This window comes from Bradyrhizobium sp. ISRA442 (genome assembly GCF_038085055.1).
In the GTDB taxonomy this organism is placed as follows: Bacteria; Pseudomonadota; Alphaproteobacteria; order Rhizobiales; family Xanthobacteraceae; genus Bradyrhizobium.
Genome location: NZ_JALGCN010000007.1, coordinates 178581 through 202832 on the forward strand (window position 1 = coordinate 178581; position 24252 = coordinate 202832).

A 24252-nucleotide genomic window follows, 5' to 3' on the forward strand; every position below is an offset into this window, starting at 1 on the left:
GATCTTTCGGAAATCGAGCGTCATTGCGATAGAAAATGGAGAACGCGAGCCGTGGCCGACGCCCTGCACTATCTCGAACTCACCGAGCTCGCTGCACGCCTCAAGACGCGCGAGATCTCCGCGCTGGAGCTGACGCGTGCGCAACTCGACCGTATCGACGCCCTCGACCGTGAACTCGGCAGCTACGTTCACGTGATGGCGGAAACGGCCATCACTGATGCGAAAGCCGCCGACGCCGAAATCGCGCATGGCCGCTATCGGGGTCCGCTGCATGGCGTGCCGATTGCGCTCAAGGATCTGTTCTGGACCAAAGGCATTCCGACGGCGGCCGGCACCACGCTTCATCGCGATTTTCGTCCCAATGAAGACGCGACCGTCGTGCAACGGCTGAAGGACGCAGGCGCCGTGGTGCTCGGCAAGGTGCAGCTCAGCGAGGGTGCCTATTCCGATCACCATCCGTCGGTGACGCCGCCGAAGAATCCGTGGAATCCGGCTTACTGGCCGGGCATCTCATCCAGCGGCCCAGCGGTCGCGACGGCCGCCGGACTTTGCTTCGGCTCGCTCGGCTCCGACACCGGCGGCTCGATCCGCTGGCCGTCCGCCGCCAACGGCCTGACCGGGCTGAAGCCAAGCTGGGGTCGCGTCAGCCGCCACGGTACGTTCGAGCTGGCCGCGACGCTCGACCATGTCGGGCCGATCGGCCGCAGCGCTGCCGATGTCGGCGCACTGCTCGGCGCCATCGCCGGACACGACCCGAACGATCCGACGTCGCTGCTCGATCCGGTGCCCGACTATCTGACCGCGGCCACACAGGACGTGCGGGGCTTACGGATCGGCGTCGACGCCGTCTGGAACAACGACGACGTGGACGTCGCGACACAACGCGTGCTGGCAGACGCCATCGATGCCTTCCGCGCGCTTGGCGCTGACATCGTCGATGTCAGATTTCCCGACGTCACGCAGGCGATCGCCGACTGGATGCCGAATTGTGCGGTCGAAGCTGCGGTCGCGCACGAGGCGACCTATCCTGCCCGCAGGGATGAGTATGGTCCGATCCTCGCCTCGGTGATCGAGGCCGGTCGCGCGCTCTCTGCTCTCGATTATCAGAAGATCCTACTGCGGCGGCTGGCGCTGCGCGGCCGGGTGGCTGCGCTGTTCGAGACCATCGACCTGCTGCTGATCCCGGTGCACCCGTTCCCGCCTGTGACGCTGGCCATGATCCGGACGCTCGGCGAGCAGCCGGATCTGATCGCGAAGCTGCAGCGCTACACCTGCCCGTTCGACATGACCGGTCATCCCACGATCACGCTACCGGGTGGCGCATCGGCGGACGGACTGCCGACCGCGTTCCAGCTCGTTGCCGCCCATCTCGGCGAGGCCATGCTCGTGCGCGCCGGCGCTGCGTTCCAGCGCGCCACGTCCTGGCATCGTCGCCATCCTTCCCTCACCTCGCGGAGGCAACAATGACCATTCAATCCACGCTCCCTCAGCGGAGCATTTTCCATGGCTGGTTTGTCGTCGCCGCGGCATTCGCCGTGATGTTCGTCGGCTTCGGCTCTGCCTATACGTTCAGCGCGTTCCTGGAGCCGCTGCAGCGCGATTTCGGCGCCTCGCGCGGTTCGATCTCGCTGGTGTTTTCGATCGCGGGCTTCCTCTACTTCGCGCTCGGCCTCGTCAGCGGTCCCCTCGCCGACCGGTTCGGCTCACGGCCGCTCGCCGTCGCCGGCATGATCCTGCTCGCGGCCGGCCTCGCGGCCGCGAGCGCTGCGCGCTCGCTTGTCGAGGTCTATCTCGCCTACGGCCTTGGTGTCGGCGTCGGGATGGGCTGCGCCTTTGTTCCGGCGCTCGGCGCGGTGCAACGCTGGTTCGTCAGGCGCCGCGGCTTTGCCTCGGGGCTCGCGGTCAGCGGCATCGGGCTCGGCACGCTGGCGATGCCGCCGCTCGCCTCCCTGCTCATCGCATCGGTGGGCTGGCGCGGTGCCTATCTGGCGCTGGGTGCGATTGCACTGGTGGTGGGTGGCGCGCTGTCGCTGCTGATCGAGAATGACCCGAAGGACCGTGGCCTCGGTCCCGACGGCGATCCGCCCCGCGAGGCCTCGGGCGCAACCCACGCCGGCGGCGCTTCGGTGCGCGAGGCCGTCCGGTCGATCCGGTTCGTCGGCCTCTATGTGTCGTGCCTGGTCTGCTCCTTTGGCGCATTCGTCCCGTTCGTCCATCTCGTGCCCTATGCGCGCGACCACGGGGTCGCGGCGTCCTCCGCCGTGCTGCTGCTCGGGATGATCGGGGCCGGCAGCACCGCAGGCCGGTTCTTTCTTGGCGCCATCGCCGACCGGATGGGCCGCGACCGCTCGCTGATCATGGTACTGATCGGCATGGCGCTCGCCATGGCGATCTGGGCCTTTGCGAGCGATGTCTGGAGCCTCGCCGCCTTCGCCTTCGTCTATGGCGTGTTCTACGGCGGCTGGGTTGCAGTCCTGCCGACGGTGGTGATGGACTATTTTGGCGGACGCAACGTCAGCGGCATCATCGGCATTCTCTACACCAGCGTTGCGTTCGGCACGCTGGTCGGCCCGAGCGCCGCAGGCTTCGTCTACGACGTCAGTCACAGCTACACGCTGCCTATCCTGCTCAGCGCCGGCGCGAACGTCGTCGCGGCGCTGATCGTAGTGGCGATACTGGAGCGCAGCGGAACGTACGCGATCAGCGCAGCGAAGCGCTGATCGATCCGAACTTGGTGTTGAGCTTGGAGCCCGTATTCAATCGCGGCCGCACCGGATTCATCGATCCGGTGGTTCTCACATCGCTTGCATTTGCACGTGCCGATTCACCCGGCATTAACCGCGCTTCCTAACGTCGCCTCCATACCGTTCCCGTAAACCAACGGATGTCTCCGGGCTCAAGCACTGATCCTGGCGTGTGCACGACAGCGATCGAGATCATGACGAGATACCGCAGCCGCCTCCTCGACCAGGTATTCGTCCGCAGCGGACCGATCCGCTGGCTGGTGGTGGGCGGCGCACTCCTGATCGCGGCCATTGCCATCGGCGCGACACTGATGGCACAGAACTTCCGCGAGCGCGCGCTGCGCAACAGCGGCCGCGAGCTGGAAAACACCGCTCTGTTGCTCGCCCATCATTTCGATCAGCAGTTGCAGGATTTCGCGGTCATCCAGAAGGACTTCATCGACCACGTGCGCCTGACCGGCATCGCGAGCGCGGAGGACTATCGCAAGCGCCTCTCCGGCCAGGACATCCACCGGATGCTACGCTCGAAGATCGAGGCACTGCCCTATATGGGCGGCATCAACATCATCGATGCCGACGGCAATGTGATCAATTCGTCGACGGCGTGGCCGGCTCCAAAGGTCAACGTCGCCGACCGCGCCTATTTCCGGACCTTCAGGTATGATCCCCAATCGCCGGACGTGCTGATCGAGCCGTTGCACAGCCGTATCTCCGGCGCCTGGACCATCCTGATCGTCCGCGGGATTGTAGGGCCGAACGGCGAGTTCATGGGAGTCATCGGACGCGGCATCGAGCCCGCCAATTTCGAGAAGTTCTTCGAGACCGTGGTCCTCGGCGAAGGCGCCACGATATCGATGCTGCATCGTGACGGCACGCTGCTCGCCCGCTATCCCCATTCGAGCGAAATGATGGGCAGGAATTTCAAAGCCGGTCCGTTCGAGCAGCAGAGGATCTTCGGGCTCGATCACTTCGCCGGGCGCATCATCAGTCCGGTCGACGGCGATGACCGGCTGATCTCCGCGCGCGCCCTGCCCCACTTCCCGATCCTGATGATGGCCACCACCACGCGCGCGGCGGCATTGACCGACTGGCGCGAGCAGATCGGCATCCTGATCTCGGTCGCAGCCGCCTCCGCGCTCGCCATCGCAGGCGTGCTGATCGCGATCGTGCGCAAGCTCCTGGAACAGCACCGCCTTTCGCGCGGGCGGCTGACGCTGGAGAAGCAGCGCCTCGACCGCGCCGTGAACAACATGAGCCAGGGCCTCCTGCTGTTCGACGCGTCGCAGCGCCTCGTGGTCTGCAACGAGCGCTACATCGAAATGTACGGATTGTCGGCCGAGGTCGTGAAGCCCGGCTGCAGTTTCCACGACATCATCGCGCACCGCAAGGCTACGGGCTCGTTCACCGGCGATGTCGACAAATATATCGCGCGGGTGCTGCGCGACATCCACCTGCGCAATTCCATGGTCATCGATACCTCCGACGGCCGCTCGATCCAGATCCTCAACGAGCCGCTTGCGGATGGCGGCTGGGTGGCGACGCACGAGGATATCACCGAGCGGCGGCGCATCGAGGAGCGCATCACGCACCTCGCCCATTACGACGCGCTGACCGACCTGCCCAACCGCGCTATGTTCCACGAGCACCTGCGCGCGGCGCTGTCCGGCCTCGTCGACGGCGAAGAGATCGCGGTGCACTACATCGATATCGACGAGTTCAAGGGCGTCAACGACGCGCTGGGCCATCTCGTCGGCGACGAGCTTCTGAAGTCGGTCGCGACCAGCCTCGACCGCTGCGCCGGGCCTGGCGATTTCGTGGCGCGCCTCGGCGGCGACGAGTTCGCCATCGTGCAGAGCGCGGTGACGTCGGTGGACCAGGTCAACGATCTCGTCGCGAGGGTCTTCGCCGCGATCCGCACGCCGTTCGACTGCATGGGCCACCATCTCACCACCGACGCCAGCATCGGCATTGCGCAGGCGCCGCGGCACGGGACGGCGCTGGACCAGATCCTGAAGAACGCGGACATGGCGATGTACGCCGCCAAAGCTGCGGGCCGGCGTACCCATCGCTTCTTCGAACCGGAGATGGACGCATGCGTGCGCGAACGGCGGCAGCTCGAGATCGATCTGCGCCACGCCATCGCCCATGGCGGCCTCGAGGTCTACTACCAGCCCTGCCTCAGCCTGAAGGACGACCGCATCACCGGCTGCGAGGCCCTGGTGCGTTGGCGCCATCCCGAACGAGGCATGGTCTCACCGGCCGAGTTCATCCCGATCGCGGAGGATACCGGCCTGATCAACGAGATCGGTGAATGGGTGCTGGCGACCGCCTGCCGCGACGCGGCGAGCTGGCCCGACGACATCCGTCTCGCCGTCAACGTCTCGCCGGTACAGTTCAAGAGCGGCACGCTGGCGCTGAAGATCATGGCGGCGCTCGCCGCGTCCAACCTGCCCGCGAGCCGGCTCGAGCTCGAGATCACAGAGGCCGTGCTGATCCGCGACGACGAGACCGCGCTTGCGATCCTGCACCAGCTCCGCGCGATCGGCGTGCGCATCGCGCTCGACGATTTCGGCACCGGCTACTCGTCGCTGAGCTACTTGCACCGCTTCCCGTTCGACAAGATCAAGATCGACCGCTGCTTCGTCAACGACATCGCCGGTCCCGACGGCTCGTCCAGCATCGTGCAGGCCGTCGTCAACCTCGCCAGCGCCCGCCGCATGACCACCACGGCCGAGGGCGTCGAGACCGAGGAGCAGCAGCGCCTGTTGCGCACGCTCGGCTGCTCCGAGATGCAGGGCTATCTGTTCAGCGCCGCGAAATCGGCCGACAAGGTCCTGGAGCTATTCGCGCTGCACCGCAGCCGGCTCGCGCGGCGCGGCGGCCATCAGGGCCGCCGCCGCGAGGCGAGCTAGTTCGGCACCGCCGCCTTCGGCGCGGGCTTCGCAGCCGCCGCATTCACCGTAACGCCGTGCAGGAAGTCGTAGGCCGCATGCAGGGCCTTGTCGTCCTTCTCTTCCGGCGGAACGTAGGACTGCGAACCGGTCTGCTCGGAGCCGCCGACGGCGGAGAGATGGCCGCGCATCGAGGCTTCACCCATGGTGTCGACGCGGCCCTTCAGCTCCGCCGGCACGTCCTGGAGGATCTCGATGTCGGGAGCGATGCCCTGGGCCTGGATCGAACGGCCCGACGGCGTGTAGTAGCGCGCCGTGGTCAGCGCCAGCGCGCCATTACCGGAGCCGAGCGGAATGATCGTCTGCACCGAGCCCTTGCCGAACGAGCGCGTGCCGATCAGCGTCGCGCGCTTGTGGTCGTGCAGCGCGCCGGCCACGATCTCGGAGGCCGAGGCGGAGCCACCATTGATCAGGACGATCAGCGGCTTGCCCTTGGTGAGATCGCCGCCATGCGCGGTGAAGCGCTGGGTCTCTTCCGGATTCCGGCCGCGGGTCGACACCACCTCGCCACGCTGCAGGAACGCGCTCGACACCGAGACGGCCTGGTCGAGCAATCCGCCCGGATTGTTACGCAGGTCCATCACGTAGCCGGCGAGCTTCTCCTGCGGGACCTCCTTGGAGATCGAGGCAATCGCCTTCTTGAGGCCGTCGGTGGTCTGCTCGTTGAAGGAGGTGACGCGGATATAGCCGATGTCGCCGTTCTCCACATGGAATCGCACCGGGCGCACATGGATGATCTCGCGCGTGATGGCGATGTCGAGCGGAGCATCTGCGCCCTTGCGCACGATGGTCAGCTTGGTCTTGGTGTCGACCGGCCCCTTCATCTTGTTGACGGCCTGCTCGAGCGTCATGCCCTGCACGGCCTCGCCATCGATCTTGCTGATCAGGTCGCCGGACAGGATGCCGGCCTTGGAGGCCGGCGTGTCGTCGATCGGAGAGACGACCTTGACCAGGCCGTCCTCCATGGTGACTTCGATGCCGAGGCCGCCGAACTCGCCGGAGGTGGTCTCCTGCATCTCGGTCCAGGACTTGTCGTTCATGTAGCGCGAATGCGGATCGAGCGAGGTCACCATCCCCGTGATCGCGCCCTCGATCAGCTTGGCGTTGTCGGGCTTCTCGACATAGGTCGCCTTTACACGCTCGAAGACCTCGCCGAACAGGTTAAGCTGGGAATAGGCGTCGTCCACGCTCGCCGCCGCCCTCGCCGCCCAGTGTCCGCCCTGCGGACCGGTCATCAGAAGGGTCAGACACGCGCCGGTGAGCGCGCCGAGGGGAAACAGCAGGGTTTTCCGCATGGATTGATTGGCCTTTTTCGCTGGCGGTTGGCAGGCGCCATGCAAATGGCGATCCAACCCGCTTCTCACAACACCATTCTGGTTTCTTCAAGGCCGGCCTGACACGCCGGCGGGTACACCGCAAAATCCGCTTCGTGCCGGCCTAAATTTTTGGCAACGTTCCGAAACCGTTTCGCGCAATGCGAGAATCGGCCGCCGGACCACGCTTCGCAGCTATGCGATTTTAGGATGGTTTTGGAGGGCCGAACGGGATAGGCGATGACTTAAGGCTTCAAATTCTCGGGAGGATAACAATGAACGAAGCGCCCCGCATCCGGCCGGAACGGAACGTCGAACTCGGCGCCAGCAACGAGCCGTTCCAGAACCTGCACGAATTTATCCGGAAGGCGCGCTCCAACCTCAACCAGAACGCCTGGGACTACATCGTCGGCGCCGCCGAGACCGAGACCACCATGCGCCGCAACCGCATGGCGCTCGACGAGATCGCGTTCCGGCCGCGCGTTCTGCGCGATGTCCGCAAAGTCGACGGTTCCGTCGAGCTGTTCGGCCGGAAGATGCGCCTGCCGGTCGTCCTGGCGCCGGTCGGAGCGCTCGAGATCTTCGATCCGCATGGCGCGGCCAGCGTGGCGCGCGGCGCCGGCGCGTTCGGGGCAGCGCATATGCTGAGCTCGGTATCCGACCCGGGCCTGGAAAAGACTGCCGAGGCCGCGCCCGGTGCGCTACGCTTCTATCAGCTCTATGTCCGCGGCGACGACGCCTTCGTCGAGGATGTCGTCAGCCGGGCCGTGAAGAACACCTATGCCGCTTTTTGCCTGACCGTCGACACCGCCCATTACAGCCGCCGTGAGCGTGACATCGCCAAACGCTATGTTCGCGAGAGCCGCCTGCGCGCCACCGGTGGCGACTTCCAGAAGGGGCTGGAGTGGCGGACCGTGAAGATGATCAAGGACAAGTTCAAGATCCCGCTGATCCTCAAGGGCATCGCCACCGCCGAGGATGCGTTGATCGCGCTCGATCACGGCGTCGAATGGATCTACGTCTCCAACCATGGCGGCCGCCAGCTCGATCACGGCCGCGGCGCCATGCATGTGCTGCCCGAAATCGTCGAGGCAGTGAAAGGACGCGCCAAGATCATGGTCGATGGCGGCATCTGCCGCGGCACCGACATCGTCAAGGCGATCGCGGCGGGCGCCGACATGGTCGGCATCGGCCGGCTGCAATGCTGGGCGCTGGCGGCCGCGGGCGAAGCTGGCGTGACGCGGATGCTGGAGCTGTTGGAGGACGAAGTGCTGCGCTGCCTCGGCCTCTTGGGCGCCACCTCCTTCGCCGAGATCGACAAGTCCTGCCTGCATCCGGCGACCGCCACCAACGCGCCCAGCGTGTTCAGCGCATTTCCGCTGCTCGACATCGAGCCCTATCGGTATTGATCTTGCCGATACTGACCTGAAAGGACGCAATGACATCGCTCTCTCCCGGCAGCGCGGATGCCCTCCTCTTCGATCTCGGGCGCGTCGTGCTCGACATCGATTTCTCCAGGACGATCGCCTGCTGGGCGGGACATGCCGGCTGCAAGCCCGAGGCCATCGTCGCGCGCTATGTGCGTGACGAGGCCTACAAGCTGCACGAAGTCGGCAAGCTCAGTGACGCGGCATATTTCGACTCGCTGCGCTCATCGCTCGGCATCAGCCTTTCGGACGCGCAGTTCCTGGAGGGCTGGAACGCGGTGTTCACGGGGGAGATGCCCGACATCGCGGAGCTGTTGCCGCGTGCGGCGAAGCACATGCCGCTGTACGCCTTCTCCAATACCAACCAGCCGCATGTGGACTATTTCTCGAAGGAATATGCCGACCTGCTCGGCCATTTCCGCGAGCTGTACCTGTCGTCCAGCATCGGTCTGCGCAAACCGGACGCCGAAGCCTTCGACCATGTGGTGGGCGCCATCGGCGTGCCGGCCGAGCGGATCGTCTTCTTTGACGACCTCGCCGAGAACATCGAAGGGGCGCGGGCGCGCGGACTGACGGCGGTACACGTGACCTCGCCCACCGACGTCGGACATGCGCTGACGGCGCTGGGGATCTGAGGGCCGGCGTTCTGGTGGCTTTGCTTGATCCTGCCGACGTTCACGGGAACCCATCGGCCCGCGACGAGGAACCAAATCACTTTGTGCATTTTTGTGCAGAGTTCCTGGAACGGAATGCCTGATTCCGGACTCTTGAGTTCGTCGGGGATTTCTACATCGGACTGATCGTCGTGTTGGGTAAAGCCTACCTCACCAAGCAAGCCTCTCTCCTGCTCGAATTCGCCAGAACCACGTCGGACTCGGATCTCTCAGCCAAGCTGATTAGCAAGGCCGCCGATCTGAAATCGCAGGCCGATCCCCTGCCCGACAAGGATCAAAGTCCCAACGCGCCCGATGTGGCCAAGGATGCTAGTCGGAACGAGCCGACGGGAGCGGATTGATGTTGACCATGGCCCTTGTTGCTTTCGTTCTTGCGATCGCTGCGCGGGTGCCAGTCTGCAGCGTCATCCAGATCATGTCGCACCGGACCTGAATCCAATCATCTCACAAGCGTAGAAGCCGGCACGATCGTTCGTCCGGACGCCGGGTTTTGCTTCGGCGCACGCGCTCGGCTAGAACCCTTGACGCCGAGACGGTTCGATTTGCCAATCGACTTGCCAAGCAGGAGATTTCGCCCGTGGCCCTGATGCCGGTTTCTGACGCGCTTGCCGCGGTGCTGGCCGGCGTGGAGCCGCTATCCGAAGAGATGATCGCGCTGGAAGGCGCCTTTCACCGCGTACTGGCACGCGACGTCACCGCCCGGCGTACGCAGCCCCCCCAGGCAATGTCGGCGATGGACGGCTATGCCGTGCGCGCGAGCGATGCGGCCAAGGTCGATGCGCAGCTCAGCGTGATCGGCGAGGTCGCGGCGGGCCGGCCGTTCGCGCCAACGCTGGGTGCCGGCGAGGCGGTCCGGATCTTCACCGGCGGCGTGATTCCCAACGGCGCAGATGCCGTCGTGATCCAGGAGGACACGGTCGCGGACGGCAAGCGCATCACGATCAAGGAGGCCGCCGTCGCCGGACGGCATATCCGGCGCGCCGGCGTCGACTTTTCCGAGGGCGACGTGCTGCTACGGGCAGGCGCCCGCCTCACCGAGCGAAGCCTGGCCCTCGCCGCCGGTATGAACCATCCTGACCTTCCCGTCCGCCGCCGCCCGAAGGTCGCAATCCTCGCCACCGGCGATGAGCTGGTGATGCCGGGCACAACACCCGGCCCCGGCCAGATCGTCTATTCCAACGGCTATGCGATCCACGCGCTGGCGCGCCGGGAGGGCGCCGACACGATCGACCTTGGGATCGCCGCCGACACCCTGGAGGCCACCACCGCCGGTATCCGCTCCGCCCGCGAAACCGGCGCCGACGTCCTGATCACGACCGGCGGTGCGTCGGTCGGCGATCACGATCTGGTCCAGCAGGCGCTCAAGGCCGAGGGCATTGCGATGGCGTTCTGGAAGATCGCGATGCGGCCGGGCAAGCCGATGATGCATGGCCATCTCGGCGCGATGCGCGTGATCGGCCTGCCCGGCAATCCGGTCTCGTCTTACGTTTGCGCCTTCCTGTTCATGGTGCCGTTGATTCGCGCGCTTGCGGGCCGTCAGCCCGTTCACCACCGCCGCGAGCGCGCCGTAGTCGGGGGCGAGCTCGCCGCCAACGACATGCGCGAGGACTATCTTCGCGTGCGCCTCGAAGAGCGCGACGACGGCACGCTGGTCGCGGTTCCCGTCAACAATCAGGACTCTTCTCTGCTTGCAAATCTCGCTGCGGCACAGGCACTTCTCGTGCGGCCGCCGTTCGCGCCGAAGGCCGAAGCAGGCGCGCCCTGCGAGGTGTTGCGGCTGCCCGCTTGAACGAGCCGGCCGCGCGTGTTCCGCGAAGTTTATCGTGTTCACGCAAAATTAAGCAGTTGCGGAACACATATCGAACATATAGTGTCCGTTCATGATTTGTTTCGAGCATCTAGCGGTGCGCCGCTAACTTCAGCGTCTCGGAATCGAACGACATCAACCGGGGGATTTGGTCGAGATGTTAACGCGCAAACAATACGAGCTTCTGCGGTTCATCAGCGAACGCCTGAAGGAAAGCGGCGTGCCGCCCTCCTTCGACGAGATGAAGGACGCGCTCGATCTGCGCTCGAAGTCGGGCATCCATCGCCTGATCACCGCACTCGAGGAGCGCGGCTTCATCCGCCGCCTGCCCAATCGTGCCCGCGCCATCGAAGTGATCAAGCTGCCCGAGCTTCAGGCCGCGGCCGGCAATCGGCGCGGCTTCACGCCGAGCGTCATCGAAGGCAATCTCGGTAAGGTACGCGGCTCCAGCGCCCCCGTGGACGAGGGTGAACGTCCGGTCGCTGTGCCCGTGATGGGCCGCATCGCGGCGGGCACGCCGATCGAGGCCTTGCAGACCCGCAGCCACACCATCAGCGTACCGCCGGACATGCTCGGCTCGGGCGAGCATTACGCGCTCGAAGTGCGCGGCGATTCGATGGTGGAGGCCGGCATCCTCGACGGCGACATGGCGCTGATCCAGCGCAACGAGAGCGCCGACACCGGCGACATCGTGGTGGCCCTGATCGACGACGAGGAAGCGACCCTGAAACGCTTCCGCCGGCGCGGCGCCTCGATCGCGCTCGAGCCGGCCAATGCGGCCTACGAGGTGCGCATCCTGCCGCCGAACCGCGTAAAGATTCAGGGCAAGCTGATCGGGCTGTACCGGAAATACTGAGCGTCTTCGGCGAGGCGTGAGCCGATGCAAGTCGCGTGGAGCAATCGACCTCCGCCGCGTGTTGTGCAGCGCCGGTGAATTCAGGATTGATCTCGACGAGCGCAACAGAAGAAAATTCGCACGAGCCTGCTTTGTTCCAAAGGCTCTTGCTCAACGCAGAAAAGATAATGTGATCGGCAGGTCTGCACGCAAGTCGCAGATTTGCCCTCAACATCGCATATCATCGGAGCCTTCCTGATAGAGGCCTGGGCCTCCGGGGGCACGGGTCGCTATCTCTTATGAGGAGCACTTGCGATGTGTGACTACAGCCTGCATGCCGTCGCGACCCGTCCCGCCCAGGTCGGTGAGACGATCGTCACGACAACCTTCCGCGGCACCTCGACGCGCGGCTTCGCTTCGGAAGCCGATCTCTCCGTCGCGGTCTGCCTGCTGCCGGGAACGGAGCTCGCCTTCGCCGACAACGTCCGCTACGACAATCGCTGGATCTGGACGCGCACCATCAACTCCCGCGTCGGCAAGTTCGGCAAAGTCGATCCGCACATTCCCGATCGCCATCATGACGCGATCGAATTCCCCGACGGCAAATATGTGCTGGTGACGCAGCTCGTCGAAGGCCAGCGCGCAACCGTGCTGCAATTGCCGGTGACCCAGCCGGCCGGTGAGCACAAGCCGCAAGTCGCCGCTGACAGGCCGCAGCCGACCGTTACGCGCCTGCCGATCGGCTGACGCGTAATATTTGAGCATGATCTCCGCGCAAACGCATTCCGCGTTTGTCGCGAAGGGAAAAACGCTACACACTTTTCCGGATCATGCGTCAGTCCTCGACCTGAAGGTCGGCCTCCGACGGCGTTGCGTCCCTGGAGCGCGGTGCGGCCGGCCGTGGCGCGAGGTTTGGTTCATAATAGCCATCGCCGGCGATTGCCGGCGACCAGGGGCGATTTGCGCCCCTCGCCCTCACCGCCTGCACCGCAAAGCCGTCGCCGCGGCGCGCGAGCGCCAAGCCGCCCTGGCTCATGAGACGATCCCGGTCGACCACCATCGCCGCACAATCGGGCGGCGCGGGTCTCGCTGTCACCACCAGCGCAGCCCGGCTGCAATCATCCGAGAGCGCATCCACGCGCAGCGCCAGCGCGATCAGGCGGCCGTCGGCGAGCGGGGTCACGCATCCGGATTCGTCGCATGACACGCCGCTACCGAGCGATGCATCACCGGCGCTGCGCGGATCGGCATCGGCCGCAAGCCACTCCTTGGCGAGGAACGCGTCCTTGTTCGCCGCGATGAGATGCAAGCGGCCGTCGCTGCCGCGCACTGCGATGTTACGCCCGTCGCCTGCGATCAGGACGTCCGGCTGGCGCACGGACACCGCCCACACAATCGCTGCGACCAGCACGAGCGCACCGGTCCAGCGCAAGGGCGTGCGCAACAGGCCCATCAGGACGATGCCGATGCTCGCCGCGATCAGCGGGGCGATGCCGAAAGCGGCAATGCGGCCGACCGCGCCCGGAAGATTCGCAACCCACTGCGCGACCACGACCATCCAGTCGATGCCGACACCCATCAGCCACCAGAACACGCCGTCGAGCCCGAACGGCGCTGCGATCAATCCCAACAGCCCGGCCGGCATCACCAGCGCCGAGACCACCGGCATCGCCGCGAGGTTCGCGAGCACACCGAACGGCGTGACGCGGTGAAAGTGGAAGGCGGCATAGGGCGTGGTCGCAAAGCCCGCGATCAGCGAGGCCAGGAACAGCATGGCGATCTCACGGCCGCCCCACAGCGCAATCCGCGCCGTCGCCGAATGATCGGGTGAGGCAAACAGGTTCGGCATGCCGATCTGCACCAGCGCAACCAGCCCAAGCGTTGCCGCAAACGACATCTGGAAGCTCGGATGCACCAGCGCCTCCGGCGCGACCGCAAGCACGATCAGCGCGGCCACCGCCAGCGTGCGGAACGTGATGGCTCGGCGATCGACCATGACCGCGATCAGCACCACTGCGGTCATGAAAAACGATCTTTGGGTCGCGACCTCCGCGCCGGAGAGCAACAGATAGAACGCCGCGGCGACGAGCGCGGCAGCGGCCGACCACTTCTTGATCGGAAAGCTGACGGCCAGACCCGGGATCAGCGCGAGCAATGCGCGGATCGCGAAGAAGACGACGCCGGCGACGACCGCCATGTGATAACCCGAAATCGAGAGCACATGGCCGAGGCCGGAGATGAACATGGCATCGTTCACCGGCGTGGTGATCGCATCGCGCCGGCCGGTGAGCAGCGCAGTGGCGATCGCGCGATTGTCGCCGTCGAGCGTGGCGCGGATGCGCGCATCGATGGCATCGCGCAGCCCCTGCATGAAGGCTGCATAGCGCAGTCGCAAGCCTCCGCCGTCGGGCGGCGCGGAAGCCGTGATCGTACCCATCACGAAGCCGGAGGCGCCGATACCCTGGAAGAACATGTCGCGGGAGAAATCGTAGCTGCCGGGACGCAGGGGCGAGAGCGGCGGCATCAGCCGCGCCTTCAACTGCACGAAGCTGCCGACTTCGGGCGCAGTGCCCTTGCGCACCGAGAGGCGGACGCGTTCGAGCGTGACGTCGCTGCGCTGGGCCTCCATGCCGGTGACGCGCAGCACGAAACGGTCGGTGCGCTCGCGGATGTCGCGGGTCTCGACGAAGCCCGACAACGACACGGAATAGAGCGGCTTTGCCAGCACGGTGTGCGCGATGCGCGCGGTCTTCCAGGTCGCCATGGCAAAACCGGCCGCTGCGGCGGCGACCATGATTGCCACGACAAATAGCCGGCTGCGGCGCAACAGAACGGCGCCAACCATCAGCAGCAAGGCCATGGTCGCGGTCGCCCAGAGCACCGGCTCGTGATCGGCAGCGAAATAGAGCGCGATGCCGGTGCCGAACGCCACGGGCACCCACGGCAGCAGCCGCCCCGCGCCCGCTTCGGCACGCGCCCAGGCCCGCAATGTGTCCGCAAGCAACGACCAGCGGCCGAGGTCCGCCGGCACCAGGCCACCGGCTGGTGCGGCGCGGCCGACCGGCCACGTTCCGGCTACTACCCCCTGGGACCGCACTGGCCGGCCCGGCTCCGCCATTCCCCTGCACCTTGCGATACGCGATGGGGGCGGAGGCTACCGGAACGTGCAGGCGCCCGAATAGCGGTACGGATCAGGAACGGACCGGGGGAGCCCCTACTTTTCCTCTTCCATCGTCACGGCCACCGCTGCCTTGGCGGAGAGCCGCACCTTATTGCCCTCGATGTCGGCGACCAGGCCCTTGTCGATGAAATGATGATGGCCCTTGTGGCTGCCCTCGCCGCTGTCCTTCTTGGTCAATTTGATGCGGTTGCCCTCGACCCGGTCGACGGTGCCGATGTGGACGCCGTCGGCGCCGATGACTTCCATATGCTCTGCGATCGTCTGCATGATCGGACCCCTTTCTGGATCCCTCACAACGCCTGAGACGCTTTTCCGTTCGCCGCTCCACCAGAAGTCGCGGAGAATTCGAGCCCTTGCGATCGCTTTCGCAAAACGTCCCGTGGTCAAATTGAGCCGAAAGTCTCATAAGTTGTCGGCCCGTGGTGGGACTACACTACGGTTCCCCGCCTCCCCGACAGATGGGCAAGGCAGGGGTGGCTCGCGGTTCTAAGGCCGCCGGAGCTCAGGTGGCGCAAAGCGCGCCTGAGATCAGACGTTGCCGACGCAACTTTTTGAATTGGCGCCTGCAACGCCGCGCATCACGCTCTCCGCGAGAAGATCGACCGCTGAAACAAGCGAGGAGACGTTTTGAAACCATAGGAGTCGCACATGCAGGTACCGAGCGATTTTCGCCGCGTGATCATCGCTGCGTCGGTGGGAAACATCATCGAATGGTATGATTTCTATATCTTTGGCAGCCTGGCCGCAGTTCTATCGGTCAAGTTCTTCGAGCAATCCCACCCGGTTGCAGCCCTCCTCAGCACGATCGCGCTCTTTACGGCAGGATTTCTCATCCGTCCGCTGGGGGCTTTCCTGTTCGGATGGATGGGAGACCGGGTCGGCCGCAAGTATACCTTTCTCATTACCCTCAGCGGAATGGGACTCGGCACGGGAGCGATCGGGTTGATCCCGACCTACCAGTCGATTGGTCTAACGGCCGCCTTCGTGCTCTTCGGCCTGCGCATGATCCAGGGCCTGTGCCTGGGCGGCGAATATGGTGGCGCCATCACCTATGTGGCCGAGCATGTGCCGGACGATCGGCGCGGCTACTATACCGGCTGGCTGCAGACCTCGCCTACTCTCGGGATCGTGGTGTCGCTGGCCGTCATCATCCTCACGCGGACATATGCCGGCAACCAGGCCTTCGACGAATGGGCGTGGCGCGTTCCGTTCCTGGTGTCCTTCCTGCTGGTGGCGATTGCGATCTACATACGGCTCCAGCTCCAGGAGACACCGATCTTCCAGGAGATCAGGTCCCGTGGCCAGATGACGAGGAATCCCTGGAAGGAGGCCTTCCTCAGCTCGAACATCAAATATATCGGGATCGCAATTGTGGTCCTGATCGGACAGGGCGTGGTCTGGTACAGCGGTCAGTTCTGGGCGCTGTATTTCCTGCAGCAGGTCTCCAAGGTGGACGCGCTGACCTCCTCTTACATCGTGGGAGCAGCCCTGCTTATTGCAACGCCGAGCCTGATCTTCTTTGGCTGGCTGTCGGATCTGATCGGCCGCAAGCCTGTGATACTCGGCGGCATGCTGCTCGCTGCGATCACGTATTATCCGCTCTATCTGTGGCTGGGGGCGGTCACGCAGCCCGGAAACATCAACTATCCGGTCGCGAGCTTCATCATCTTCATCCTCGTTTGCTATGTCGGGATGGTGTATGGGCCGGTCGGCGCGTTTTTGGCGGAATTCTTCCCCGCCAGGATCAGGTACACATCGGTCTCAGTGCCGTACCACATCGGCAATGGCTGGGGTGGCGGATTGGTGCCGTTCATTACGTCGGCGGCATTCGCTGCGACCGGCAGCGTCGGCTACGCGCTGATTTACCCGATCGTAGTTCCCGCGGTGTGCTTCGTGCTTGCCGTCTTCCTGATGCCGGAGACGCGCAAAATCAGCATCTGGCAGCCGATCGAGCCGAGAGCCGCATTGTGATGGGTTGATCCGGTGCAGGACCGCATGGCCCTGCACCGGAGACGTGTCTGCGCGCAGTGACGATCGTTCCCCTCGGCGCCGCGCCCGAGCGGGTCGACTTCGAGCCCCCGACCGCCAGCAGATAGCGGTCTGCAAAACGCTCGGCTAACACCTCTCCTCAGCCGGCCAGGTGATGCCAGCGATCGTGCCACCAGGTGCTGAAGTCGCGATCGGTCATCAACTCCCAGACAGCGAGCAGGATCACCACTATGCCGGACGCTACGCTGCTCACCGTGGCCGATACCGACTCATAACCAATGGTCCAAGGTGCCAGCAGCAAAGCCAGGCCCAGCAGCATCTCTCCCCACTCTTCCAGATAGGATGGGACGACAAATGCCTCGATGGCAAACAGCATGACGCCGAGCCCGAGCACGATGGAGACCCAGACAGCCGCCCCGGACAAGCCGAGGATAAAGGACGAAAGGACCAGCCACAGGCCCACCAGGAGGCTGGCAGCGTCTTGCCAATGTTGGATGCGCATGATGCTCACCTCCTCTCTCCCAGTTAAGTGGGGAGGCAGCCGAGAAAATACATCCCTCCAACCCGCGCAGGTGTTGCCGCTACTGAAGCTGCGGCCCATGCCCCGGAAAGGGCCCTTGCGAGTGCGCTGCACCAGGATGCAGACTAGCTGCGCTTGACAGGTGTCGACGTCTATCGTTCCCGGCCCCACCGAGTTCGCGTGGCGCCCGGACAAGAGGGAAGTGACGCCATGCGAGAAATCGAAATCCACGACTATGCGCGGCAGTTGCTGGAAGCACATGGCCCCAAGGCCATTGCGGAAGCAGCCCGGAACGCGATCGATCTCGAGGCAAAGGGCGATCTCGAGCTTGCCAAGACCTGGCGGCATATCGAGGACGCCATGAAGCTGATGCGCGGACCTCACCAAAGCTGAAAGCAGCCGGCGTGCGTAGCCGCCTGACTGCAAATGCCGCCAAACCGGATTGAGGTTGGAGGGGCGGCAACACAGAATATGGACCACAATCCGTCGCAAGCCGTTCGGCTGCGGCTGAACGGCAACGCGACCCGCAAGACGTGCACCTCAATGATGCTGGGAGCGAGCCATGTTTCCGAAATGTGCAACAGCCGAAGATCTCGTGAAGGCGATCAAGGACGAGAAGGTCCAGATGATCGATCTGCGGTTCACTGACCTGCCGGGGGTATGGCAACATTTTTCCGTCCCGCCGAGCGCGGTGAGCGTTGATGCGCTCGAGGAGGGCATCGGGTTCGACGGCTCATCGATCCGCGGCTTTCAGGAGATTCAGGAAAGCGACATGCTGGTCGTCGCCGATCCAGCGACGGCCTTCGTCGACCCCTATAGTCCGGCAGAGACGCTGGTCCTCATCTGTAACATCCGCGACCCCGTGACCGGCCAATCCTATAGCCGGGATGCTCGCTACATCGCCCAGAAGGCTGAAACCTATCTCAAGGGCACTCGGCGCGCCGACACGAGCTACTTCGGCCCGGAGGCGGAGTTCTTCGTCTTCGACGACGTGCGCTACGGTCAAGGCATCAACTATGCCATGCACGAGATCGATTCCGGCGAAGGGAGCTGGAACACCGGCGCGGAGGAAGCGCCGAATCTCGGGCACAAGCCGCGCCCGAAGGAGGGATATTTTCCCGTTCCTCCGACCGACAGCATGCAGGCGCTACGCACCGAAATGGTGCTGACCATGGAACAACTCGGTATCCAGATCGAAGCTCATCACCACGAGGTCGCAACCGGCGGCCAAAACGAAATCGACATGCGCTTCACGAGCCTCACCCGCATGGCGGACAATTTGATGATCTACAAATATGTGGTGAAGAATACTGCGCATCAGCACGGCAAGACCGCGACCTTCATGCCGAAACCGCTGTTCGAGGACAACGCCTCGGGCATGCATGTTCACCAGTCGCTGTGGAAGGGCGACACCAACCTGTTCTACGACAAGGGTGACTACGCCGAATTGAGCCAGCTCGGCCGCTATTACATCGGCGGGCTCCTGAACCACGCCTGGGCGTTGTGCGCGCTTTGCGCCCCGACGACCAACTCCTATCGGCGTCTGGTGCCGGGCTATGAGGCTCCCATCAACCTAGTCTACTCCCAGCGCAATCGCTCGGCCTGCTGCCGGATTCCAATGTACTCGCCAAATCCACGGGCAAAGCGCGTCGAGTTTCGTTCGCCCGATCCCTCCTGCAATCCCTACCTGGCCTTTGCCGCAATGCTGATGGCGGGCCTCGACGGTATCGATAACCGGATCGATCCGGGCAGCCCCATCGACAAAAATCTTTACGACCTGCCACCCGCCGAAGCCAAGGAGGTGAAGTCGACACCGGGATCGCTGGATCAGGCGCTCGACGCGCTCGAGCGCGACCACGCATTCCTTCTGCGCGGCGACGTCTTCACCGCCGATGTGATCGCGACCTGGCTCGACTACAAGCGAAAGAAGGAAGTCGATGCGATCCGGCTGCGACCGCATCCTTACGAGTTCCATCTTTACTACGACATCTAGCGGCGGTCCTCACTGTGGGATCGTCCACGGTGGACGAAAATACATGTTCGCCTCGTACCCCCTGTCCAGGCACAGCCCCGGCGCAGCCACGCAAGAACAGAGGGATCGGCCAGGATTGTGCGCAGCTTACTTACGTGCACCGCCCCTGGCCTTTCGCCGGCCTACCTCTCATACCAACCGACAAGGATCGCTTCCGCGATGACGTGCTTGCGCGCCTCTCGTTCAATGTCACGACAAGACGCATTGGCCTTTGCGGGAAGGTCCTCCATCGAGAGGGCCAGCAGCCGGAAGTGATAGTGATGCGGCCCATGGCCATGCGGTGGACACGGGCCGCCATAGCCCACTTTGCGAAAATCGTTGACCGCCTGCTTCAGTCTGGTGTTCTGCGCGGTGTTGACTGCAAACTCTGTTACGGTTGGCGGAATATCGTAAACTGCCCAATGATGCCATGTACCGGCGGGAGCATCGGGATCGTCGCATAGCAGGACAAAACTCCGCGCCCCCTCTGGCGCGTCGGACCATTGCAGAGGGGGCGAAAGATTTTCGCCATCACAAGTAAACCGTCGCGGAATTGCGGCACCATCGGCGAAGGCGCTTGAAACGAGTTTCATGGATCTCTCCTCGGGCTGCGGGACACATCGGGCTCGCGCTTGACGAGATCTTTCAAGGTCCGGCCCGCGGCTGACGCAGCCGAACCACGGATCGAAAGTCGGCGCCTGCGAGCGGGACCGGACCGCCGATCTCAATACCAATTGCGCTCTGGCGAGGAACCAATGGTGCTGCGCAATACCGACCGCATGCCCTTGATGATGCCCGGCACGAGTGCGATCCAACTTGTAGTCTAACTCGATCTTGCCGGGTGCGGAATCCATCAACGTTGGCTAAATACTGGAAATCTATCGAGCGCTGTTGCAGCAGAATAGTTTGCCATGCGACCACTTTTCCATCCGAGCCTGGTCAACGGTCGCTACGGCGACCCGACGGTCTATGTCGAAACGCTGTTCGAAAAGCGAAGTCTGCTGTTCGATGTCGGAGAGATTGCTTCACTAGCGCCGCGGAGGATACGGCGCGTCGACCGGGTCTTTGTCTCGCATGCACATATCGATCACTTCGTGGGCTTCGACCATCTGCTTCGCTTGCTCGTCGGGCATGAGAAATCGGTGCAGCTGTTCGGTCCGTCCGGCTTTGCCGAGCACGTCTTTCACAAGCTTCAGGCCTATTGCTGGAACCTGGTCGAAACCTATCCCTGCGAGCTCGTTTTCGATGTAAGCGAACTCCGAACGGCGGATTCCATCTTGACCACGCGGTTCCACCTGAGGAAGGCGTTCGCAGCAAAGCCATCAGTCTCTCGTAAGACCTTTGGCGGCGTACTCTGCGATGAGCCGACCCATCGCGTGTCAGCCGCGATCCTTGAACATGGCACGCCCTGCCTCGCCTTTGCGCTGCAGGAGGCAGCGCATGTCAACGTATGGAAGAACCGGCTGTTGGAGCGCGGACTGCCCGTTGGTCCCTGGTTGCTCTCGCTGAAGAAGGCCGTCGTCGAGCGTCGCGCCGACGATCATTTGATTCGTATCGGTGAAGCAGCAACGGCGGACCACCTCGTCCCACTCGCCAGCCTGCGCGATCTCCTGACGATCACAGCCGGCCAGAAAATCGCCTATGTGACCGATGTCGCCGACACGCCGGCCAATCGTGCCGCCATCGCGGCGCTGATTGAGAATGCGGACATCCTGTTCATCGAGGCGGCGTTTGCGGGGGCCGACGCTACATTGGCGCGGGAGCGGGGTCATCTTACCACCACGGCTGCCGGAGAAATCGCGCGGGAAGCCAATGTACGGCGCATCGAGCCCTTTCACTTCTCTCCGCGCTATGCGGGAGAGCAGGAGCGGATGCTGGCGGAGGTGATGGCGGCTTTCAGGACATCTCGCGCCTGACGCAAAGACCTGAGCGGCAGGACCTGAGTGGAAAATCATGGCCGAGGAACGACATCTGCCAACTGGGTATCGGAAACCGGTGCGGCTCTTCCTATGCGGAGACGTCATGTGCGGCCGCGGCATCGACCAGGTGCTGGCGCATCCCTGTAGCCCCGAGATTTACGAAGATTACATGCGATCGGCGGCGGGCTACGTGCTGCTCGCCGAGCAGGCGAACGGGCCTATTCCGCGGCGCAATGGATCGTCCTACGTCTGGGGCACTGCACTGGACCAATTGGAGTCCATGCAGCCGGACGCGCGGATCATCAATCTCGAAACGGCTGTGACGGGCAGCAACCACCGCGCGAACAAGGGCATCAACTACCGAATGAGCCCCGAGAACGCAGACTGTCTCGCGGCCGCGGGGATCGACTGCTGTCTATTGGCCAACAACCATGTGCTCGATTGGGGCCGCGCCGGCCTGGTAGAGACGCTGACGACTTTGCAGAAGCTCAACATCAGGGTGGCGGGCGCAGGCCGCAATGATCGGGAAGCGCGCGCACCCGCAGTGCTCAACCTCGCCGAGGCCCGGCTCCTGATCTTTGCGTTCGGATCGCCATCGAGCGGAATTCCGTTCAAGTGGGTTGCGATGTCAGACGCTCCGGGCGTCAACCTGCTGCCTGACCTCAGCGGGGCGAGCGCGTCAGAGCTGGCTGACCAGGTCATGGCGGCCAGAAGGCCGGGCGATCTCACGGTGGTGTCGATCCATTGGGGATCCAATTGGGGATATGACATTCCCGATGAGCAGAGGATTTTTGCCCGGGCCCTGGTCGACAAGGCAGGCGTGTCGATCGTTCACGGGCATTCTTCGCATCATCCGAGAGCGATCGAAATCTATCGAGACCGCCTCATACTCTATGGCTGCGGTGATTTTCTGAACGACTATGAGGGGATCCGTGGTTACGAGCGCTACCGCGACGACCTGGCGTTGATGTATTTCGCCGACCTGGATCCAACCAGTGGAATCCTCCATGCGCTCAAGCTGGTTCCCATGCAGATCAAGAACTTTCGTCTCTCCATTCCATCGCGGCGCGACATCGAATGGATCCAGCAAACACTAGACAGGGAATGTCAGCCGTTCGGAACAAGGGTCATTTTTGAATCCGAACAGCAGCTTTCATGTGTCGCTCAGAGGGCAACGACCTGACTCTCCGCGATAGAATTGGCGGGCCGGCGCGCCTGGGACTGCGTCCCCGCCCGGCAGCTGACCTAATCTTCGACTCCCGCTAGCCGACGCATGCTGTGGCTTTGCCAAAGGCCGCCCTCGGATGTCTTATGCTCAATGTCCGCCGCCGGAGGTTACGCCCGATGTTGACCCAGGTTTATGAAATCTCCACCATCGAAGAGGCGTCCGCTGTTTCAGCCATTGGCGTCAATCATATCGGCGTGCTCGTCGGAGACGGCCGATTTCCGCGCGAGCTGTCGATCTCAGCAGCTTCCGATATCGGCGCGGCGATTGTACCGCCATCGAGGTTCTCAGCGCTGTTTCTGACCTGCGATCTCTCCTTGATTGCGTCATGGGCGCGCGAACTCAACCCCGCGATCGTCCATTTGGGTGCCAGCGCCGAATTGCTTTCGCCGCAAGACGTTGCTTCGCTCAAACGCATGTTGCCCGGGATCGTCGTGATGAGAAGCATACCTGTGTTCGGCGAGGAGAGCGTCGCGATTGCCCGCAGCTACGTTGGCATTGCAGACTTTCTGCTTCTCGACAGCTATCGAGTCACGGACAAGCAGATCGGCGCGCTCGGCGTGACGCACGACTGGGGTATCAGCCGCCGGATCGTGGACCTTGCCCCTGTTCCTGTGGTCCTTGCCGGTGGCCTTGGACCGGACAACGTCGCAGAAGCGATCCGAACCGTCCGTCCAGCCGGTGTTGATTCCAAGACGAGAACGGATCAGGACGGATCGCATGCCAAGGACCTGGATCGAGTCCGCCGGTTCCACGAAGCGGCTCGGGCGGCGGCACCGCCATAGTGTGGAGCAGCTGACATCATGATCGTTCTGTTCACGGATTTCGGATTGCACGGCCCCTATACGGGCCAGATGAAGGCCGTGCTGCACCAGATGGCGCCTGGCATACCCGCCATCGACCTCTTCACCGATGCGCCCATGGGCAATCCCAAGGCGTCGGCGTACCTCCTGGCGGCTTATGCCGCCTGGTTTCCGCCGGAAACTGTCTTTCTCTGCGTCGTTGATCCCGGCGTCGGCGGGACGCGCCCGGCCATTGTGCTCGAGGCCGACGGCCGGTGGTATGTCGGCCCCGGCAACGGCTTGTTTGAGTTGGTCCAGCGCCGCGCCGCAAGGACGCGCAGTTGGGACATCGACTGGAGGCCGCAGCGCCTCTCGGCCAGCTTTCACGGGCGCGACCTCTTCGCACCGGTCGCAGCCATGCTGGCGCGCGGCGAACCGCCGCCCGGGCAGCCGCGAGGGAATGGCGGGGATCGCCGCACGGACTGGCCCGACGACCTCTGCGAGATCGTTTACATCGACCACTTCGGCAATGCTATGACTGGGTTGAGAGCCGCCGTGCTGCCGCCCAACGCCAGGCTTGCCTTGGCGGGTCACATATTGGAGCGCGAGAGAACCTTCAGCGATCGGCCGCCAGGCTCAGCCTTCTGGTACGAGAACTCGAACGGGCTCGCCGAAATCGCCGTCAACCAGGGCCGTGCGGACCGCGATCTTGGCCTTTCGACCGGGAGCCCGGTCGAGATCGTCCCTTAGATGGTTATGTCGCAACGTGGTCTGCAGCTATGCGCACGCCAAGGAAGCAGAGCCCAAGATCGGATTGGCCAAAGCCGAAGACGCGCCACGTCAGGCCGCCGGCGGCTAGCAATATGCGGCTGGC

21 protein-coding genes are annotated in these 24252 nt (G+C 63.9%); 16 read left to right on the forward strand and 5 right to left on the reverse strand.

What is annotated here, in order from left to right; all coding sequences use genetic code 11:
* Positions 1–51 precede the first annotated feature (51 nt).
* The 3 genes from MTR72_RS17375 to MTR72_RS17385 all read left to right on the forward strand — a co-directional run bounded on the left by MTR72_RS17375 (position 52) and on the right by MTR72_RS17385 (position 5656).
* Positions 52–1467: an amidase gene (locus MTR72_RS17375; RefSeq protein WP_280970746.1), complete on the forward strand. Its 1416-nt coding sequence runs from the start codon at positions 52–54 to the stop codon at positions 1465–1467.
* Entirely contained in the window at positions 1464–2720 is a 1257-nt protein-coding gene (locus MTR72_RS17380; protein WP_280970745.1) for an MFS transporter, read from the forward strand. Before MTR72_RS17375 ends, MTR72_RS17380 begins: the two co-directional genes overlap by 4 nt.
* Before the next feature lie 218 nt (positions 2721–2938).
* A complete protein-coding gene (locus MTR72_RS17385) occupies positions 2939–5656 on the forward strand; it encodes a bifunctional diguanylate cyclase/phosphodiesterase (RefSeq protein ID WP_341510742.1) in 2718 nt (905 codons plus the stop codon).
* On the opposite strand, the gene MTR72_RS17390 is transcribed toward MTR72_RS17385, so the two are convergent.
* The gene (locus MTR72_RS17390; protein WP_280970744.1) at positions 5653–6990 is read right to left on the reverse strand and encodes a S41 family peptidase; all 1338 of its coding nucleotides are present in this window, start codon (positions 6988–6990) and stop codon (positions 5653–5655) included. The two genes, MTR72_RS17385 and MTR72_RS17390, sit on opposite strands and share 4 nt — an antisense overlap.
* Positions 6991–7283: 293 nt before the next feature.
* Between MTR72_RS17390 and MTR72_RS17395 the strand changes: the two genes are divergently transcribed.
* The 6 genes from MTR72_RS17395 to MTR72_RS17420 all read left to right on the forward strand — a co-directional run bounded on the left by MTR72_RS17395 (position 7284) and on the right by MTR72_RS17420 (position 12498).
* Complete coding sequence (locus MTR72_RS17395; protein WP_280970743.1) at positions 7284–8417, forward strand: alpha-hydroxy acid oxidase; 1134 nt, start codon at positions 7284–7286, stop codon at positions 8415–8417.
* Positions 8418–8446: 29 nt separating this feature from the next.
* Entirely contained in the window at positions 8447–9070 is a 624-nt protein-coding gene (locus MTR72_RS17400) for an HAD-IA family hydrolase (RefSeq protein WP_280970742.1), read from the forward strand.
* A 170-nt stretch (positions 9071–9240) separates the two neighbouring features.
* Complete coding sequence (locus MTR72_RS17405) at positions 9241–9450, forward strand: hypothetical protein (protein WP_280970741.1); 210 nt, start codon at positions 9241–9243, stop codon at positions 9448–9450.
* 236 nt (positions 9451–9686) lie between these two features.
* A complete protein-coding gene (locus tag MTR72_RS17410) occupies positions 9687–10898 on the forward strand; it encodes a molybdopterin molybdotransferase MoeA (RefSeq protein ID WP_280970740.1) in 1212 nt (403 codons plus the stop codon).
* 175 nt (positions 10899–11073) lie between these two features.
* Positions 11074–11772, forward strand: coding sequence for a transcriptional repressor LexA (gene lexA / locus MTR72_RS17415; RefSeq protein WP_280970739.1), 699 nt, complete (start codon positions 11074–11076; stop codon positions 11770–11772).
* A 294-nt stretch (positions 11773–12066) separates the two neighbouring features.
* Positions 12067–12498 (forward strand): hypothetical protein, encoded by a 432-nt coding sequence (locus MTR72_RS17420; protein WP_280970738.1) that lies wholly within the window; start codon positions 12067–12069, stop codon positions 12496–12498.
* A gap of 88 nt (positions 12499–12586) precedes the next feature.
* On the opposite strand, the gene MTR72_RS17425 is transcribed toward MTR72_RS17420, so the two are convergent.
* Positions 12587–14869 (reverse strand): ComEC/Rec2 family competence protein, encoded by a 2283-nt coding sequence (locus tag MTR72_RS17425; protein WP_280970737.1) that lies wholly within the window; start codon positions 14867–14869, stop codon positions 12587–12589.
* Positions 14870–14965: 96 nt separating this feature from the next.
* Positions 14966–15199 carry a DUF2171 domain-containing protein gene (locus MTR72_RS17430; RefSeq protein ID WP_341510743.1) on the reverse strand — a complete coding sequence of 78 codons (234 nt, stop codon included), beginning with the start codon at positions 15197–15199 and terminating at the stop codon, positions 14966–14968.
* Between the two features lie 381 nt (positions 15200–15580).
* On the opposite strand from MTR72_RS17430, the gene MTR72_RS17435 reads away from it, so the two are divergent.
* Positions 15581–16903: an MFS transporter gene (locus MTR72_RS17435; RefSeq protein WP_280970736.1), complete on the forward strand. Its 1323-nt coding sequence runs from the start codon at positions 15581–15583 to the stop codon at positions 16901–16903.
* A 157-nt stretch (positions 16904–17060) separates the two neighbouring features.
* On the opposite strand, the gene MTR72_RS17440 is transcribed toward MTR72_RS17435, so the two are convergent.
* Positions 17061–17423, reverse strand: coding sequence for an SPW repeat domain-containing protein (locus MTR72_RS17440; protein WP_280970968.1), 363 nt, complete (start codon positions 17421–17423; stop codon positions 17061–17063).
* Between the two features lie 228 nt (positions 17424–17651).
* Between MTR72_RS17440 and MTR72_RS17445 the strand changes: the two genes are divergently transcribed.
* Positions 17652–17834, forward strand: coding sequence for a hypothetical protein (locus MTR72_RS17445; protein WP_280970735.1), 183 nt, complete (start codon positions 17652–17654; stop codon positions 17832–17834).
* Between the two features lie 169 nt (positions 17835–18003).
* The gene (gene glnA / locus MTR72_RS17450) at positions 18004–19434 is read left to right on the forward strand and encodes a type I glutamate--ammonia ligase (RefSeq protein WP_341510744.1); all 1431 of its coding nucleotides are present in this window, start codon (positions 18004–18006) and stop codon (positions 19432–19434) included.
* Positions 19435–19595: 161 nt separating this feature from the next.
* On the opposite strand, the gene MTR72_RS17455 is transcribed toward glnA, so the two are convergent.
* Complete coding sequence (locus tag MTR72_RS17455; RefSeq protein ID WP_341510745.1) at positions 19596–20045, reverse strand: YbhB/YbcL family Raf kinase inhibitor-like protein; 450 nt, start codon at positions 20043–20045, stop codon at positions 19596–19598.
* A gap of 318 nt (positions 20046–20363) precedes the next feature.
* On the opposite strand from MTR72_RS17455, the gene MTR72_RS17460 reads away from it, so the two are divergent.
* From MTR72_RS17460 to MTR72_RS17475, 4 genes are all read left to right on the forward strand, one after another.
* Entirely contained in the window at positions 20364–21368 is a 1005-nt protein-coding gene (locus tag MTR72_RS17460; RefSeq protein ID WP_341510746.1) for a ribonuclease Z, read from the forward strand.
* A gap of 37 nt (positions 21369–21405) precedes the next feature.
* Positions 21406–22554, forward strand: a complete 1149-nt coding sequence (locus MTR72_RS17465) for a CapA family protein (protein WP_280971360.1) — start codon at positions 21406–21408, stop codon at positions 22552–22554.
* Between the two features lie 161 nt (positions 22555–22715).
* Positions 22716–23381 carry a phosphoribosylanthranilate isomerase gene (locus MTR72_RS17470; protein WP_280970730.1) on the forward strand — a complete coding sequence of 222 codons (666 nt, stop codon included), beginning with the start codon at positions 22716–22718 and terminating at the stop codon, positions 23379–23381.
* 18 nt (positions 23382–23399) lie between these two features.
* A complete protein-coding gene (locus MTR72_RS17475; RefSeq protein WP_280970729.1) occupies positions 23400–24128 on the forward strand; it encodes an SAM hydrolase/SAM-dependent halogenase family protein in 729 nt (242 codons plus the stop codon).
* The last annotated feature ends 124 nt before the right edge of the window (positions 24129–24252 follow it).